This is a genomic window from Ruegeria sp. HKCCD7251, from assembly GCF_013031165.1.
Lineage (GTDB): Bacteria > Pseudomonadota > Alphaproteobacteria > Rhodobacterales > Rhodobacteraceae > Ruegeria.
The window spans coordinates 299,572-314,429 of the sequence record NZ_WPZC01000001.1; the positions used below are offsets into that span (position 1 = coordinate 299,572).

General features: G+C 59.5%; 14 protein-coding genes. All 14 read left to right on the forward strand.

Annotation, left to right across the window (positions count from 1 at the left end; translation table 11 throughout):
* The first annotated feature begins 108 nt into the window (after positions 1 to 108).
* The 14 genes from ftsW to recN all read left to right on the forward strand — a co-directional run bounded on the left by ftsW (position 109) and on the right by recN (position 14,837).
* On the forward strand, positions 109 to 1,272 hold the full coding sequence (gene ftsW / locus GOX75_RS01510; RefSeq protein WP_171120656.1) for a putative lipid II flippase FtsW: 1,164 nt from the start codon (positions 109 to 111) through the stop codon (positions 1,270 to 1,272).
* Positions 1,272 to 2,369: a UDP-N-acetylglucosamine--N-acetylmuramyl-(pentapeptide) pyrophosphoryl-undecaprenol N-acetylglucosamine transferase gene (locus GOX75_RS01515; RefSeq protein WP_171120658.1), complete on the forward strand. Its 1,098-nt coding sequence runs from the start codon at positions 1,272 to 1,274 to the stop codon at positions 2,367 to 2,369. The genes ftsW and GOX75_RS01515 overlap by 1 nt, the downstream gene beginning before the upstream one ends.
* Positions 2,366 to 3,775 carry a UDP-N-acetylmuramate--L-alanine ligase gene (murC, locus tag GOX75_RS01520; protein WP_171120660.1) on the forward strand — a complete coding sequence of 470 codons (1,410 nt, stop codon included), beginning with the start codon at positions 2,366 to 2,368 and terminating at the stop codon, positions 3,773 to 3,775. Before GOX75_RS01515 ends, murC begins: the two co-directional genes overlap by 4 nt.
* A gap of 74 nt (positions 3,776 to 3,849) precedes the next feature.
* Positions 3,850 to 4,098, forward strand: a complete 249-nt coding sequence (locus GOX75_RS01525; RefSeq protein ID WP_171120662.1) for a DUF2484 family protein — start codon at positions 3,850 to 3,852, stop codon at positions 4,096 to 4,098.
* Positions 4,095 to 4,349, forward strand: coding sequence for a DUF2484 family protein (locus GOX75_RS01530; protein ID WP_171120664.1), 255 nt, complete (start codon positions 4,095 to 4,097; stop codon positions 4,347 to 4,349). Before GOX75_RS01525 ends, GOX75_RS01530 begins: the two co-directional genes overlap by 4 nt.
* A gap of 45 nt (positions 4,350 to 4,394) precedes the next feature.
* The gene (gene murB, locus GOX75_RS01535; RefSeq protein ID WP_171120666.1) at positions 4,395 to 5,321 is read left to right on the forward strand and encodes a UDP-N-acetylmuramate dehydrogenase; all 927 of its coding nucleotides are present in this window, start codon (positions 4,395 to 4,397) and stop codon (positions 5,319 to 5,321) included.
* 101 nt (positions 5,322 to 5,422) lie between these two features.
* Positions 5,423 to 6,346 carry a D-alanine--D-alanine ligase gene (locus tag GOX75_RS01540; protein ID WP_171120668.1) on the forward strand — a complete coding sequence of 308 codons (924 nt, stop codon included), beginning with the start codon at positions 5,423 to 5,425 and terminating at the stop codon, positions 6,344 to 6,346.
* The gene (locus tag GOX75_RS01545; protein ID WP_171120670.1) at positions 6,334 to 7,335 is read left to right on the forward strand and encodes a cell division protein FtsQ/DivIB; all 1,002 of its coding nucleotides are present in this window, start codon (positions 6,334 to 6,336) and stop codon (positions 7,333 to 7,335) included. The genes GOX75_RS01540 and GOX75_RS01545 overlap by 13 nt, the downstream gene beginning before the upstream one ends.
* A gap of 8 nt (positions 7,336 to 7,343) precedes the next feature.
* Positions 7,344 to 8,678 (forward strand): cell division protein FtsA, encoded by a 1,335-nt coding sequence (gene ftsA, locus GOX75_RS01550; RefSeq protein ID WP_171121679.1) that lies wholly within the window; start codon positions 7,344 to 7,346, stop codon positions 8,676 to 8,678.
* Positions 8,665 to 9,078 carry a hypothetical protein gene (locus GOX75_RS01555; RefSeq protein ID WP_171120672.1) on the forward strand — a complete coding sequence of 138 codons (414 nt, stop codon included), beginning with the start codon at positions 8,665 to 8,667 and terminating at the stop codon, positions 9,076 to 9,078. Before ftsA ends, GOX75_RS01555 begins: the two co-directional genes overlap by 14 nt.
* A 347-nt stretch (positions 9,079 to 9,425) precedes the next feature.
* Positions 9,426 to 11,048 carry a cell division protein FtsZ gene (ftsZ, locus tag GOX75_RS01560; RefSeq protein WP_171120674.1) on the forward strand — a complete coding sequence of 541 codons (1,623 nt, stop codon included), beginning with the start codon at positions 9,426 to 9,428 and terminating at the stop codon, positions 11,046 to 11,048.
* A gap of 213 nt (positions 11,049 to 11,261) precedes the next feature.
* Positions 11,262 to 12,182, forward strand: a complete 921-nt coding sequence (gene lpxC, locus GOX75_RS01565) for a UDP-3-O-acyl-N-acetylglucosamine deacetylase (protein WP_171120676.1) — start codon at positions 11,262 to 11,264, stop codon at positions 12,180 to 12,182.
* Positions 12,183 to 12,309: 127 nt separating this feature from the next.
* A complete protein-coding gene (locus GOX75_RS01570; protein WP_171120678.1) occupies positions 12,310 to 13,152 on the forward strand; it encodes an outer membrane protein assembly factor BamD in 843 nt (280 codons plus the stop codon).
* Between the two features lie 35 nt (positions 13,153 to 13,187).
* A complete protein-coding gene (gene recN, locus GOX75_RS01575) occupies positions 13,188 to 14,837 on the forward strand; it encodes a DNA repair protein RecN (RefSeq protein ID WP_171120680.1) in 1,650 nt (549 codons plus the stop codon).
* Positions 14,838 to 14,858: the final 21 nt, after the last annotated feature.

A 14,858-nucleotide genomic window follows, 5' to 3' on the forward strand; every position in this document is an offset into this window, starting at 1 on the left:
TTTTTGCTCAAACCCCTCATTTTACTGGCCCAAAGGCAAAAACCGGGATAGACTCTCAATCAGATCCCGAAAACGGGACGTGAACGAGGCAGAGAGTGGCGGTATCTCATGACTGAGATGGTGTATGGCGCGGTCCAGGACCAGCGCGGCGAACCGATTCTACCAAAGTGGTGGCGCACGATTGACCGCTGGACGATGTCCTGCGTTCTGATCCTGTTTGTCATCGGCTTGTTGCTGGGGTTGGCGTCCTCGCCGCCGCTGGCAAGCCGCAATGGGTTTGATCCTTTTCACTACGTTGAGCGGCAGGCGTTGTTCGGCGGCTTAGCTCTGATTGCGATGCTGCTGACCTCGATGATGTCGCCGACTTTGGTGCGGCGACTGGCTGTGCTGGGTTTTCTCGGCGCGTTTGTGGCGCTGGCCTTTCTGCCTGTCTTCGGGACCGATTTCGGTAAAGGGGCGGTGCGCTGGTATTCGCTGGGCTTTGCCTCGCTGCAACCGTCCGAATTTCTGAAACCCGGTTTCATCGTCGTGGCTGCATGGTTGCTGGCCGCGTCGCAGGAAATCAACGGCCCTCCGGGGCGGTTGTGGTCTTTTGCGCTGTGTATGGCGATCGTGGCGATGTTGGTGCTGCAACCCGACTTTGGTCAGGCCTGCCTGATCCTGTTTGGTTGGGGCGTGATGTATTTCGTGGCCGGTGCGCCGATGCTGCTGCTGGTCGGCATGGCGGGCGCGGTCGTTCTGGGCGGGATGTTCGCTTATTCGAACTCGGAACATTTTGCGCGCCGCATTGACGGCTTCCTGAACCAAGAGGTCGATCCGACCACCCAGCTTGGCTATGCCACCAACGCGATCCGCGAGGGCGGGTTGTTCGGTGTGGGCGTGGGCGAGGGGCAGGTGAAATGGTCGTTGCCAGATGCGCATACGGATTTCATCATAGCTGTTGCGGCCGAGGAATACGGCCTGATCCTGGTGTTGATCATCATCGCGCTTTATTCGCTGATCGTCGTGCGTTCGCTCCTGCGGCTGATGCGTGAACGCGACATGTTCATCCGTCTGGCAGGGACAGGTCTGGCCTGCATGTTCGGCGTTCAGGCGATGATCAACATGGGGGTGGCCGTGCGTCTGCTGCCCGCCAAGGGCATGACATTGCCGTTCGTCAGCTATGGTGGTTCCTCGCTGATTGCGGGTGGAATTGCGGTTGGCATGTTGCTGGCCTTTACCCGCACCCGGCCACAGGGCGAACTGGGCGACATACTGCGCGGACGAGGTTGATGACAGCACCTTATCTTCTGATTGCGGCGGGCGGCACCGGGGGTCACATGTTCCCGGCACAGGCGCTGGCCGAGGCAATGCTGCACAAAGGCTGGCGCGTCCGTTTGTCAACTGATGCGCGCGGTGCGCGTTATACCGGTGGCTTTCCTCATTCGACCGAGATTGTCGAGGCCAGTTCCGCCACTTTCGCGCGGGGCGGTTTGGCCGCCAAAGCGATGGTGGGCCCAAAGATCGCGGGCGGCGTGACCAGCATGGCAATGCAGATGATGCGCGAGCGACCTGACGTGGTTGTCGGCTTTGGTGGATACCCCTCAATCCCTGCGTTGGGGGCGGCAACGTTGCTGAAAATCCCGCGCATGATCCACGAACAGAACGGTGTGCTGGGCCGCGTGAACCAGTTGTTTGCCAAGCGCGTGGCGCAGGTGGCTTGCGGTGTGTGGCCCACGGACCTGCCAGACGGCGCGCAGGGGGTCCACACCGGCAACCCGGTCCGCGCCGCCGTGTTAGAGCGTGCAGCGTCGGGGTACATCCCCCCCGGCGACTACCCGATGTCTGTGCTTGTTATGGGCGGCTCGCAGGGGGCACGTATTCTCAGCGACGTTGTGCCCGGTGCGATCGCGGCATTGCCCGAAGCCCTGCGCGCCCATATCCGCGTGGCGCATCAGGCGCGGAATGAGGATGGCGAACGTGTCACCGCGTTTTATGCCGATAACGGAATTCGCGCCGAAGTCTTGCCATTCTTCGATGACGTCCCGCGACGCATGTCCGATGCGCAACTTGTCATAAGCCGCTCGGGTGCCTCCAGCGTTGCCGATATCTCGGTAATCGGGCGGCCTTCGATCCTGATCCCTTTTGCCGCTGCTGCCGGAGATCACCAAACCGCCAATGCTCGCGGGTTGGTGCAGGCCGGGGGCGCAATCATGATCCCGGAAAACCTGCTTGACGTTGCTGCGTTGAGCGAGCAAATCACCGCAGTTCTGACAAACCCCGAAGCCGCGCAAAAGATGGCCCACGCCGCCCTCTCGACCGGCGCGCCCGATGCGACCGAGCGTCTGGTGCACCTCGTCGAACAGTTGGCGCAGAAGGAGACCACATGAATCCAGCAACTAAACTGCCGCAAGACGTAGGGTCGATCCACTTTGTCGGGATCGGCGGGATTGGGATGTCGGGGATTGCCGAGGTTCTGCTGAACCTGGGCTACCGGGTGCAGGGCTCGGACCTGAAAGCGTCCAAGATCACTGGCCGTCTGGCCGGTTTGGGGGCCGAGATTTTCGTGGGCCAGCGCGCCGAAAACCTTGAAAATGCAGCCGTTGTGGTGGTGTCTACTGCGATCAAGGCGGGGAATCCCGAATTGGACGGTGCCCGTGCGCAGGGCCTGCCAGTGGTGCGCCGTGCCGACATGCTGGCGGAGCTGATGCGCCTGAAGTCCAACATTGCCATCGCCGGAACCCATGGCAAAACAACCACCACCACCATGATGGCTGAACTCATGGTCGCCGGAGATTTCGACCCCACCGTGATCAATGGCGGCATCATTCACGCCTATGGCAGCAACGCGCGGATGGGGCAGGGCGAATGGATGGTGGTCGAGGCCGACGAATCGGATGGCTCGTTCAACCGTCTGCCCGCGACCATTGCTATTGTCACCAATATCGACCCCGAACATATGGAGCATTGGGGCGATTTCGATAAACTTCGCGATGGGTTCTATGAGTTCGTCTCGAACTTGCCTTTCTATGGGCTGGCGGTCTGTTGCACGGATCATGCCGAGGTGCAGACGCTGGTGGGTCGTATCACCGACCGCCGCGTGCGCACTTATGGGTTTAACGCGCAGGCCGATGTGCGGGCGGTGAACCTGACCTATAAGGGCGGCGTCGCGCATTTTGATGTTCATCTGCAATATGAAGACACGGTGATCGAAGGCTGCACGCTGCCGATGCCGGGCGACCACAATGTCTCGAACGCATTAAGCGCCGTGGCCGTTGCGCGTCATCTGGGTATGAAAACCGCGGAAATCCGCGAGGCTTTGGCCAATTTCGGCGGCGTCAATCGCCGTTTCACCAAGGTTGGAGAGGTCGACGGAGTCACAATTATCGACGATTACGGCCACCACCCGGTTGAAATCGCCGCCGTACTAAAAGCTGCACGTCAGGCTTCCGAAGGCCGCGTAATCGCAGTGCATCAACCGCACCGGTATTCACGCCTGTCGAACTTGTTTGATGATTTCTGCACCTGTTTCAATGACGCCGACGTGGTCGCCATTGCCGAAATCTTTGCCGCCGGAGAAGATCCGATCGAGGGGGCATCCCGCGATGATTTGGTGCAGGGCCTGATCCGCCACGGCCACCGCCATGCCCGCGCGCTGCTGGATGAAAACGATCTGGAACGGCTGGTCCGCGAACAGGCCCGTCCCGGCGACATGGTCGTCTGTCTGGGGGCCGGTACGATCAGCGCATGGGCCAATGGTTTGCCGGAACGGTTGCTGCGCAAGCAGGCTGGATAAGGTAATGGACTCTGCCGACGCGCAACCTTAAAGAGCGTGGTCGGACTCGCCAGAAAGCGTCCTTGGAGGGGCGAATGGTTTATTCAGTGGTATTTGCAGGATTGTGGGTGGTGGCCTCGACCGTCGTGGCCATGCTGCCGATGCGTCTGCAATTTCCACCCGGCGTTGTTCTGTTCGTGGCGGCACCTGCACTGATCGTCTGGTTAAGCCATGATTTCGGCTGGTTCTTTTCAGTGCTGGCATTTGCTGCCTTTGCGTCAATGTTCCGCAATCCCATCCGTCATTACTGGCACCGTTGGACAGGGCAGGAGGTAGAAGAGTGAACTTGTCTCTTGCTCTTGCTTTCATGTGGGGGATCGCTGCGAATGTGCTGGCGATGATCCCAAGCAAAGACAACCACTGGACCAGGGCTTATGTTCTGATTGCTGTTGGCATTCCGATCCTTGGCTATGTGACTTTGCAAAATGGTCCCTGGATTGGCTTGGTCGTTCTGGCGGCGGGAATGTCCGTGTTGCGCTGGCCGGTGATCTATCTGGGGCGGTGGGTGCGCAAAGTACTTGGCGCGACGCTCTGACCAATACAGCTTGCGTTGCAGGTTCAAATCCGCGAATTAGCAGGCATGACAGCTCTTCCCACGCCACGCGGCAAACTCTCTGAAAACCGACCTTTGAATGATCTGACATGGCTGCGCGTCGGCGGGCCGGCGGACTATCTGTTCCAACCAGCCGATTTGGAGGACCTGCGGGATTTCCTGCGGCGGCTTCCCGGAGACATGGCGGTTTTTCCGATGGGTGTCGGCTCTAACCTCATTGTGCGCGACGGGGGGCTGAGGGCGGTTGTGATCCGTTTGGGGCGGGGCTTCAATGGCATTGGCGTCGAAGGCAACCGAGTAACGGCAGGGGCTGCTGCGCTGGATGCGCATGTTGCGCGCAAAGCGGCGGATGCGGGGGTTGATCTAACGTTCCTGCGCACCATTCCCGGGTCTATCGGTGGTGCTGTGCGGATGAACGCGGGGTGTTATGGCAGCTACACGGCGGATGTCCTGCGCAATGCGACTATCGTGACCCGTCAGGGCGACGTTGTGGACCTGACCCCTGACGAGCTGAACTTTAGCTATCGCCATTCGGACCTGCCCGAAGGTGCGGTGCTGATCTCGGCGACGTTTGAGGGGCCTTCCGCTGATCCGCAGGTCTTGCATGATCGCATGACCGCGCAACTTAAGAAACGCGACGAAACCCAGCCCACCAAGGACCGCAGCGCGGGGTCCACTTTTCGCAATCCGGCGGGGTATTCCTCGACCGGCCAAGCCGATGATGTGCATGATCTGAAGGCGTGGAAGGTGATTGACGATGCGGGAATGCGCGGCGCGGCCAGAGGCGGCGCGCAGATGAGTCCCAAGCATTCGAATTTCATGATCAATACTGGCACCGCAACCGCCGCCGACCTTGAAGGTCTGGGTGAAGAGGTGCGAAAAAAGGTTTACGAAACAAGCGGCATCACGCTAGAGTGGGAAATCATGCGGGTCGGTGATCCGCAGACAGATTAAGACCCCAACCGTCAGACCAAAACAGGCAAATTCAGGCGACGGATCAAGGGTATAAACGTATACGGACCACCAGATAAGGTCCGGGGACATTGAGGCGCTAAGTGGGTAAGTCGAGCAGGACACACCCCAAAGTGGCGGTATTGATGGGCGGCCCCTCGGCAGAACGCGAGGTGTCACTCAGCAGCGGGCGCGAATGCGCAGCCGCCCTCAGGGGAGAAGGCTTTGAAGTGGTCGAGCTGGACGCGGGTCCCGACCTTTACGCGCGCCTTTTGGACATCAAGCCAGATGTTGTTTTCAATGCCCTGCATGGCCGCTGGGGTGAGGATGGCTGCGTGCAGGGCCTGCTGGAATGGATGCGGATACCCTATACGCATTCCGGCGTGCTGGCCTCGGCTTTGGCGATGGACAAACAGCGCAGCAAGGAAATTTACCAGACCGAGGGTCTGCCTATCGTACCCAGCGTGATCGTGCCCAAGGTCGAGGTTGTCGAAGTTCACGTGATGGAGCCGCCCTACGTGGCCAAGCCCAATAACGAAGGGTCCAGCGTAGGGATCTACATCGTTCACGAAGGGTCCAACGGACCGCCGAAACTGTCGGATGATATGCCCGAACATGTCATGGTCGAGAAATACGTGGCCGGGCGTGAATTGACGGTGACGGTGGTGGGGGATCGCGCCCTTACAGTGACCGAAATCATGACGGATGGCGGCTGGTACGACTATGACGCCAAGTATAAGCCGGGCGGTTCGTGGCACGTACTGCCTGCTGATATTCCGCAGAACATTTTCCAACTTTGCATGGAATACGCAATTAAGGCCCACAACGCTTTGGGTTGCCGGGGCGTAAGCCGTACTGACTATCGCTGGGATGACAGCATGGGCGCGGATGGGTTGTTCCTGCTCGAGACCAACACGCAACCGGGTATGACGCCAACGTCTTTGGTGCCCGAGCAGGCAGAACATTGCGGTATGACGTTCGGACAGCTTTGCGCCTGGATGGTGGAGGATGCCTCATGCGACCGTTAAGAGCCACCCGCGCACCTGTCATACACCGGTCAAAACCATTGTCGGGGCCGGATGCGGATTTCGTGTCGGGCGAACATCACGATGTTGAGCCGAAACTGCGTTTGCAAGGCGCAAAGCTGTTTGGCCGCAAGTCCCTTCGCTTTGACCCCGCGCCCTCGCGCCTCAGCTACCGGGTGCAGCGTTGGATGCTGACACCGGGTGTGCGGCGTGGCCTGAAGGTTGGGTTGCCGATTTTTGCGATCTGCGCGGCTGTTGGCCTCTATTTCAGCGCGGCAGAGCGGCGCGACGCATTGGTGGCTTATGCCAACGATATCAAGACTTCTATCCAGCAACGCCCCGAATTCATGGTCAACCTGATGGCGATCGACGGGGCAGGCCCCGGTCTGGCGGATGATATCCGTGCGGTGGTGCCGTTGGATTTCCCGATCAGTTCTTGGGACCTGGATGCCGATCAGATCCGCGATACGATCACGGGGCTGGACCCTGTCAAATCAGCGACTGTGCGCGTGCGCCCAGGTGGAATCCTTCAGGTGGATGTTGTTGAGCGCCAGCCTGTTGTCGTCTGGCGTACGCGGGGCGGTATCGAGCTGCTGGATGACACCGGCGCGCATGTCGAACGAATTGTCTCGCGCAAGGACCATTCCGGTCTGCCTTTGATCGCGGGCAAGGGTGCCGATGCCCATGTGCCGCAAGCGTTGGAACTGTTGGTGACGGCGCGCAGCCTTGGCAACCGGGTGCGCGGGCTTGTGCGTATAGGCGAACGCCGTTGGGATCTGGTGCTGGATCGGGGTCAGCGCATCATGCTGCCGACAGAACGCCCCGTCCGGGCGTTGGAGCGCGTGCTGGCCGTAAACGAAGTTCAGGATCTGCTGGAACGCGACGTGGCCGTGGTCGACATGCGTTTGGGTCAGCGACCAACCATCCGAATGACCAAAGCTGCCAGCGAAGACTGGTGGAATACAAAAGTAGATGTAAGTAGCGGGCAGTAACGATTATGATGACCGACCTTTATCAGTCTCAACGGGCCATGCGGCAAATGCGCAGACAGGCAATGCAGCGCGGTGTGGTTGCCATTCTGGATGTCGGCAGCTCAAAGATTGCCTGCCTTGTGCTTCGGTTTGACGGCGCCGGTCGCCTGAACGAAGACAGCGGAATCGGATCGCTCGCCGGTCAGTCAGGCTTTCGCGTGATTGGTGCTGCAACGACCCGGTCTCGTGGCGTGCAGTTTGGCGAAGTCACGGCCATGCAGGAAACTGAGCGCGCCATTCGAACCGCGCTGCAAACAGCGCAGAAGATGGCCGATATCCGCGTGGATCACGTGATCGCATGTTTTTCGGGGGCCAATCCCCGATCTTACGGTTTGGACGCTCAGGTCGATCTTGAAGGGCAGGTCGTGACTGAGGCCGAGGTTGGTCGCGTTCTGAATGCCTGCGACGTTCCCGATTACGGTGCGGGGCGCGAAGTGCTGCATGCGCAGCCGGTGAACTTTGCTTTGGACAACCGCTCTGGCCTGATCGACCCACGCGGTCAGATGGGGCAATCGCTGGCCGTTGACATGCACATGCTCACCGTTGACGCCGTTGCAATCCAGAACATCGTGCGCTGTATCAAGCGTTGTGATCTAGAGCTCGCCGGGATCGCGAACTCGGCCTATGTGTCGGGTGTTTCGGCCTTGGTCGAGGACGAGCAGGAACTGGGCGCGGCCTGTATTGACATGGGCGGTGGCACGACCAGCGTGTCGATCTTCATGAAGAAACACATGATCTACGCCGATTGCGTGCGTATGGGCGGTGATCACGTGACCTCGGATATCTCGATGGGGTTGGGTGTTCCCGCGCATGTGGCTGAACGTATCAAAACATTCAATGGGGGGGTTCATGCGACAGGCGCAGATGATCGTGACCTGATCGACATCGGTGGCGATACCGGCGACTGGGAGCACGATCGCCGGACCGTAAGCCGGGCCGAGTTGATTGGGATCATGCGTCCTCGTGTAGAAGAAATCCTGGAAGAGGTCCGCATTCGTCTGGATGCTGCGGGGTTCGAACACATGCCCAGTCAGCAGATTGTTCTAACGGGCGGTGGTAGCCAGATCATGGGCCTCGATGGGCTTGCGACCCGTATTCTGGGTCAGCGCGTCCGCCTTGGCCGCCCCCTTCGCGTTCATGGGTTGCCGCAATCGGCAACCGGGCCGGGATTTTCCTCGGCCGTGGGCCTTAGCCTGTTTGCGGCGCATCCGCAGGATGAATGGTGGGACTTTGAAATCCCGGTCGATACCTATGCGGCGCGCCCTTTCAAGCGCGCAGTGCGCTGGTTCCGTGACAATTGGTAAGGTCCTGATCGCGGCGCTTGTCGCTGCGATTCCCACTACCCCATCGGCCCAGACTCGCATCACGCCTGAGGCGTTTCTAAGCGCGGTCGAGGGCAAAACCGTCAAGTTCCACGACTACCCGAGCGGCGATCTGGTGGGGGCCGAAGAATTCCTCAGCCCGACTCTCTCGGTTTGGCGAATGGAGGGCAGGGGTTGTGTCTATGGTCAGATTACAACTCCTGACGGGCAGATCTGCTTTCTCTATGACGATGATGTCGACGGCATTCCGGTTTGCTGGTGGCCCTTTGCGCACGAGGATCGGCTGATGGTTCGTCTGGCCACATTCGCCTATACTGAAATCCAAGAAGTTCGTGATATTTCCGAAGACGGTCTGAACTGTCCAAGTGCCCCAATTGGCTAAAGAAATGTGTTGCGGACGCCGTTGAAATCCCGCAAAATATCCACAGGGCCCGTCAGAGGCCCCGCGGCAGGACCTGAGCAGTTTTCCGCACACAGAAGATGATGGATTTTTAGGTGACGCGCCCGCCAACTGCGGTGTGCCGGTCGCATTTTTCGTGGTGCTTTGAGTTCAATCCGCAACATCTGGCAATCAATGCAAAATACGGCGGTGATCCGCCTTATTTCCTCCATATTTTGTGGATTCTGGCGATTTTTGGCGTGACCTTTGGCGTTTCGGTCGGTAGGATTGTTGAAGGATAGGTAAGAAAAACACCGCTTTGGCGGATCATATAAACAGGCGGACAGAGCATGACATTGAATCTTTCGATGCCCGGGCACGACGAACTGAAGCCTCGGATTACTGTATTTGGCGTTGGTGGCGCAGGCGGTAACGCTGTCAATAACATGATTGAAAAACAGTTGGATGGCGTGGATTTCGTGGTCGCCAATACCGACGCACAAGCACTTCAGCAAAGCCATTCCTCGGCGCGGGTGCAATTGGGCGTCAAAGTGACCGAGGGTCTGGGCGCTGGCGCGCGGCCTACCGTTGGGGCTGCGGCTGCAGAGGAAAGCATCGAACAGATCGTCGATCATCTGGCGGGCGCACATATGTGTTTCATCACCGCCGGCATGGGCGGTGGAACCGGTACAGGCGCTGCTCCGATCATCGCTCAGGCTGCGCGTGAGTTGGGCGTTCTGACTGTTGGCGTGGTAACCAAACCCTTCCAGTTCGAAGGGGCCAAGCGGATGCGTCAGGCCGAAGACGGTGTTGAGGCGCTGCAAGAGGTCGTTGACACGCTGATCATCATTCCGAACCAGAACCTGTTCCGTTTGGCCAATGAAAAGACCACGTTTACCGAGGCGTTCTCGATGGCCGATGACGTTCTGTATCAGGGCGTGAAGGGCGTGACCGACCTGATGGTGCGTCCGGGTCTGATCAACCTCGACTTTGCCGACGTCCGCGCCGTGATGGACGAGATGGGCAAGGCGATGATGGGTACGGGCGAGGCGACCGGCGAAGATCGCGCGGTTCAGGCGGCCGAGAAAGCAATCGCCAACCCGCTGCTGGACGAAATCAGCCTCAAGGGTGCCAAGGGCGTGCTGATCAATATCACCGGTTCGCACGACCTGACCCTGTTCGAATTGGACGAAGCCGCCAACCGCATCCGCGAGGAAGTGGACCCCGAGGCGAACATCATCGTTGGTTCGACCCTGGATACCGCGATGGAAGGCGGCATGCGCGTTTCGGTTGTCGCAACCGGTATTGACGCCAGTGAAAAGCACGATGACGTCCCCGTTGCCCGTCGTTCGATGTCAGCCCCACTGACACGCACAGTTTCGGCAGAAGAACCGCTGCAAGAAGAGACCCTCGTCGCAGCGGAAGAGGTCGTTACTGAGCCTCAGCCCGAAGTGAACCGCGAACCGTCTTTGTTTGAAACGACCGAGGAACCGACGGAACCACAGTACCAGCCGCGTGCCGAACAAGACGATGATGGCCTGCCCCCCCCGGCCTATCAGCCGCAGGTCGCTGAGTTCGAACCGACTCCCGAGCCGGTTGAACCTGCTCCGGAAAACTATGTCGCGCCTCAGCCTCAACCAGCGGCGGGCACCCCGTCGCCCGAGGCCCTGCAGCGCCTGCAAGCCGCAGTTCAGAACGTTCCGGCGTCCGAGCGTGGCCACCCAGCGCCGCGCCCGGCGGCACCGCAGCCCGCACCTCAGCCGACGGCCCATGCTGAGGCTGATCGTCCCCGGTTTGGCTTCAACCGTTTGATCGACCGGATGACGGGGCACGCGGCCGATACGCCGGCGCAACCACCGCGCCAACAGCCGGTTATGCGCCAATCTGACGCTACGGCACCAGCACAGGATGAGGCCGATCCCGAACAGGATCGCATCGAAATTCCGGCATTTCTGCGGCGTCAAGCGAACTGATCACGGTAACAATATACGTTTTAGGGGTCGCCACTTGGCGGCCCTTTTTAATTTAAATACAGTACCTTAGGTGGATATAAGCAGTCTTTTGCCGATCTGTTACATACATGTTTCATTCAGTTACAAAGAGTGAGTTGAGCCTTTTGCCCGTGTTCCTTAACTGAATGTCCAACACGGCCGGGATGGGCCGGACACCACTCACCGAGGTTCACTTTGCAACATACGCTCAAAACTCCGATCACGTTTACAGGCGTCGGGCTGCACAGCGGCAAACCAGCGACGATGGTCCTGAAGCCAGCGGCTGCCGGTCACGGCATCTGGTTCAGGCGGTCGGATATCGAACTGGGCAACGCGCTGATCCCGGCGATCTACGACGTGGTGGAACGCACTCCGCTATGTACCCGTCTAGTGAACGACGCGGGTGTGTCGGTGTCGACCATCGAACATATCATGGCAGCTTTGGCCGGGTGCGGTGTTCATAACGCTCTGATCGAGATTGACGGCCCCGAAGTTCCGATCATGGACGGATCGTCGATCGACTTCGTGCGCGGCATCATGACCAAAGGCGTGCGTCGGCAGGCGAGCCCGGTTCTGGCCTACGAAGTTCTTAAGCCCGTAACAGCGACCCGCGAAGGGGCAAGCGCCTCAATCGCGCCCGCCGATGGCCTGATCATCGACTTCCACATAGATTTCGAAGACGCAGCGATTGGCAGTCAGACCAAGACATTGGATATGCGTAACGGATCCTTTGCGCGTGAGCTGAGCGATTGCCGTACGTTCTGCCGCCGCACAGACGTAGAAGAAATGCGCGAGAACGGTCTTGCGCTTGGCGGAACATTGGAAAACGCCGTGGTTGTTCAGGGGGACGAAGTGTTGACCCCCGGCGGACTTCGCCACGCTGATGAAGCCGTGCGTCACAAGATGCTGGACGCTCTGGGTGACCTTTACCTAGCCGGAGGGCCGATCCTGGGTCATTTCACAGGCGACAAGTCGGGCCATGCGATGACAAACACCTTGCTGCGCAAGCTGTTTGAAACGCCGGGTGCCGTTCGTCCGATCCTTTGCACGCCCGAACAGGCCGCGCGCCTGCCGGGGCAAGGCCTTGTGTGGGACGAAATCCCCGAAGTCGCCTGATTGGATCAACTCTGTCGACAATTGCGCCAGAGGGCTTACTAAGGCGTTTTGCCCCGCAATTATATGTGCTAAACCAAGGCCAAATCCGGGGTTTGCCCCAATAATCAAGACGACAAGGATAGGCGGAATGGTTGGCACCAAAGCGGCAGTCAGATTCGCAGCGGCGATTCTTCTGGCAGCAGTTTTGACGGCTTGCGGCAGACAAGGCGCAGACCGCGATCAGAACCTGGATGGGTTCACTCCGGAACAGATTTTCACGCGCGGCGAATACGAGCTGTCGCAGAATCGTTCGGATGATGCGGCGTGGTACTTCTCGGAAGTTGAACGTCTGTATCCTTATTCCGATTGGGCCAAACGCGCGCTGATCATGCAGGCGTTCTCATACCATTCGGACAAGAACTATGAAGAAAGCCGGGCGGCGGCGCAGCGGTATATCGACTTTTACCCCACGGATGAAGATGCGGCCTATGCCCAGTACCTGCTTGCGCTGAGCTATTATGATCAGATTGACGAGGTCGGGCGTGATCAGGGCCTGACATTTCAGGCGCTTCAGTCCTTGCGCACGGTCATCGAAGTTTACCCCGACAGTGAATACGCAACGTCGGCGGTGTTGAAATTCGATCTGGCTTTTGACCATCTGGCCGGAAAGGAAATGGAGATTGGCCGGTATTACCTGCGCCAAGATCATTATTCCGCAGCCATCAACCGGTTCCGTGTCGTGGTTGAGGATTTCCAGACCACGTCGCACACAGCCGAGGCGCTGTATCGTTTGATCGAAGCCTATCTGTCGCTGGGTCTGGTGGACGAAGCGCAGTCGGCCGGTGCGATTCTGGGATACAACTATCAGTCGTCCGAGTGGTACGACGCGGGTTACAAGCTGTTGACCTCGCGTGGGCTGGACCTGAAGAGCCGAGGAAATAATTGGCTCAGCCAGATCTATCGCCAGACGATCAAGGGTGAGTGGTTGTAATCGCCATGACCAAAGGCGTGGGACGCTAAGACCCGATGCTGCGCGCCCTCGATATCCGCGACATGCTGATCATCGACCGGTTGGAACTGACGTTTCAACCGGGTTTGAACGCGTTGACCGGCGAGACAGGGGCAGGCAAGTCAATCCTGCTGGATTCGCTCGGCTTCGTTCTGGGGTGGCGGGGTCGGGCCGAACTGGTGCGTCAGGGCGCTGTTCAGGGCGAGGTTGTGGCCGAATTTGAACTGTCCCCGGACCATCCGGCCCATGCAATCTTGGCGGAGGCCGGATTGCCAGCCGGAGAGGAATTGATCCTGCGCCGCGTAAACACAGCCGAAGGGCGCAAGACAGCCTGGGTCAATGACCGGCGCTGCTCGGGCGAGGTGCTGCGGGCGCTATCTGAGACTCTGGTGGAGCTGCATGGTCAGCATGATGATCGCGGATTGTTGAATCCGCGCGGTCACAGGGCCATGCTGGACAGCTATTCGGGCGCTGGTGAGCAGCTTGCCGACGTTCGCACCGCGTGGTCTGAAGTTTCGCGCGCCCGCAAAGCTCTTACCCAGACCGAGGCCACTTTGACAGCGATGCGCGCAGAAGAAGAGTTTCTGCGCCATTCGGTAGCCGAACTTGATCAGTTGAACCCGCAACCGGGCGAAGATGCTGATCTGGATGCACGTCGTCGATTGATGCAGGGTGCCGAGCGCATCCGTGACGACGTTGCCCGCGCATTTGATCTGCTGGGCGGCGACGGCGCAGAGGGCGCGATGTCTGACGCCGTGCGTTGGTTGGAAGGTGTATCCGATAATGCCGGTGGGCAGTTGGAGGAACCGATTGCCGCGTTGGGCCGCGCCTTGATCGAATTGGGTGAGGCGCAAGACGGTGTCAGCGCCTGTCTTGACGCGCTTGAGTTCAACCCATCCGAGTTGGAGCTGACCGAAGAGCGTCTTTTTGCTATTCGCGCGCTGGCCCGCAAACACGACGTTGCCCCCGATGATCTGGGTGGCTTTGCCGAGACCTTGCGGGACCGTTTGAACCGCTTGGAAGCAGGGGACGCGAATCTGGCCGATCAGCGCGCTGCGGTTGCGGCCGCGCAGGAGCGCTATGACGCTGCTGCTTCGGCTATGAGCGCCGCTCGGCAAAAGGCTGCCGTCGAGTTGGACGCAGCCGTAATGGCAGAACTGGCACCGTTGAAAATGGAGCGTGCGGTGTTTCGGACCGAAGTGACCCCAGGCGACCCCGGCCCCGAAGGTATTGACGTGGTTGCCTTCACGGTTGCCACCAACCCGGGCGCCCCGTCCGGTCCGCTGAACAAGATCGCGTCCGGCGGAGAACTCAGCCGATTTCTGTTGGCACTCAAGGTGTGCCTGACCGGGGAAGACAGTGCGCACACCATGATCTTTGATGAAATTGATCGGGGTGTAGGCGGTGCCACGGCGGATGCTGTTGGCCGTCGACTGGCGTCTTTGGCGGATGGTGGGCAGGTTCTTGTGGTGACGCATTCACCGCAGGTCGCCGCCCGAGCCGCGCATCACTGGCGGGTTCAGAAACATGTCACGGACGGTCAGACGCTTTCGACGGTGATCCCGCTGGCTGACCTTGACAGGGTGGACGAAATTGCCCGAATGGTTGCCGGCGATACCATAACTGACGAAGCACGCGCCGCCGCCCGTGCCTTGTTGGACGCATAGCTGCTCACACCCGCGCGATCC

Bases quoted from the DNA above. Each gene is read 5' to 3' on its own strand.
- recN (WP_171120680.1), top strand. From the start codon at position 13,188: ATGCTGCGCGCCCTCGATATCCGCGACATGCTGATCATCGACCGGTTG.
- ftsA (WP_171121679.1), top strand. From the start codon at position 7,344: ATGACCGACCTTTATCAGTCTCAACGGGCCATGCGGCAAATGCGCAGA.
- murC (WP_171120660.1), top strand. From the start codon at position 2,366: ATGAATCCAGCAACTAAACTGCCGCAAGACGTAGGGTCGATCCACTTT.
- GOX75_RS01515 (WP_171120658.1), top strand. From the start codon at position 1,272: ATGACAGCACCTTATCTTCTGATTGCGGCGGGCGGCACCGGGGGTCAC.
- ftsW (WP_171120656.1), top strand. From the start codon at position 109: ATGACTGAGATGGTGTATGGCGCGGTCCAGGACCAGCGCGGCGAACCG.
- murB (WP_171120666.1), top strand. From the start codon at position 4,395: ATGACAGCTCTTCCCACGCCACGCGGCAAACTCTCTGAAAACCGACCT.
- GOX75_RS01525 (WP_171120662.1), top strand. From the start codon at position 3,850: ATGGTTTATTCAGTGGTATTTGCAGGATTGTGGGTGGTGGCCTCGACC.
- GOX75_RS01545 (WP_171120670.1), top strand. From the start codon at position 6,334: ATGCGACCGTTAAGAGCCACCCGCGCACCTGTCATACACCGGTCAAAA.
- GOX75_RS01570 (WP_171120678.1), top strand. From the start codon at position 12,310: ATGGTTGGCACCAAAGCGGCAGTCAGATTCGCAGCGGCGATTCTTCTG.
- ftsZ (WP_171120674.1), top strand. From the start codon at position 9,426: ATGACATTGAATCTTTCGATGCCCGGGCACGACGAACTGAAGCCTCGG.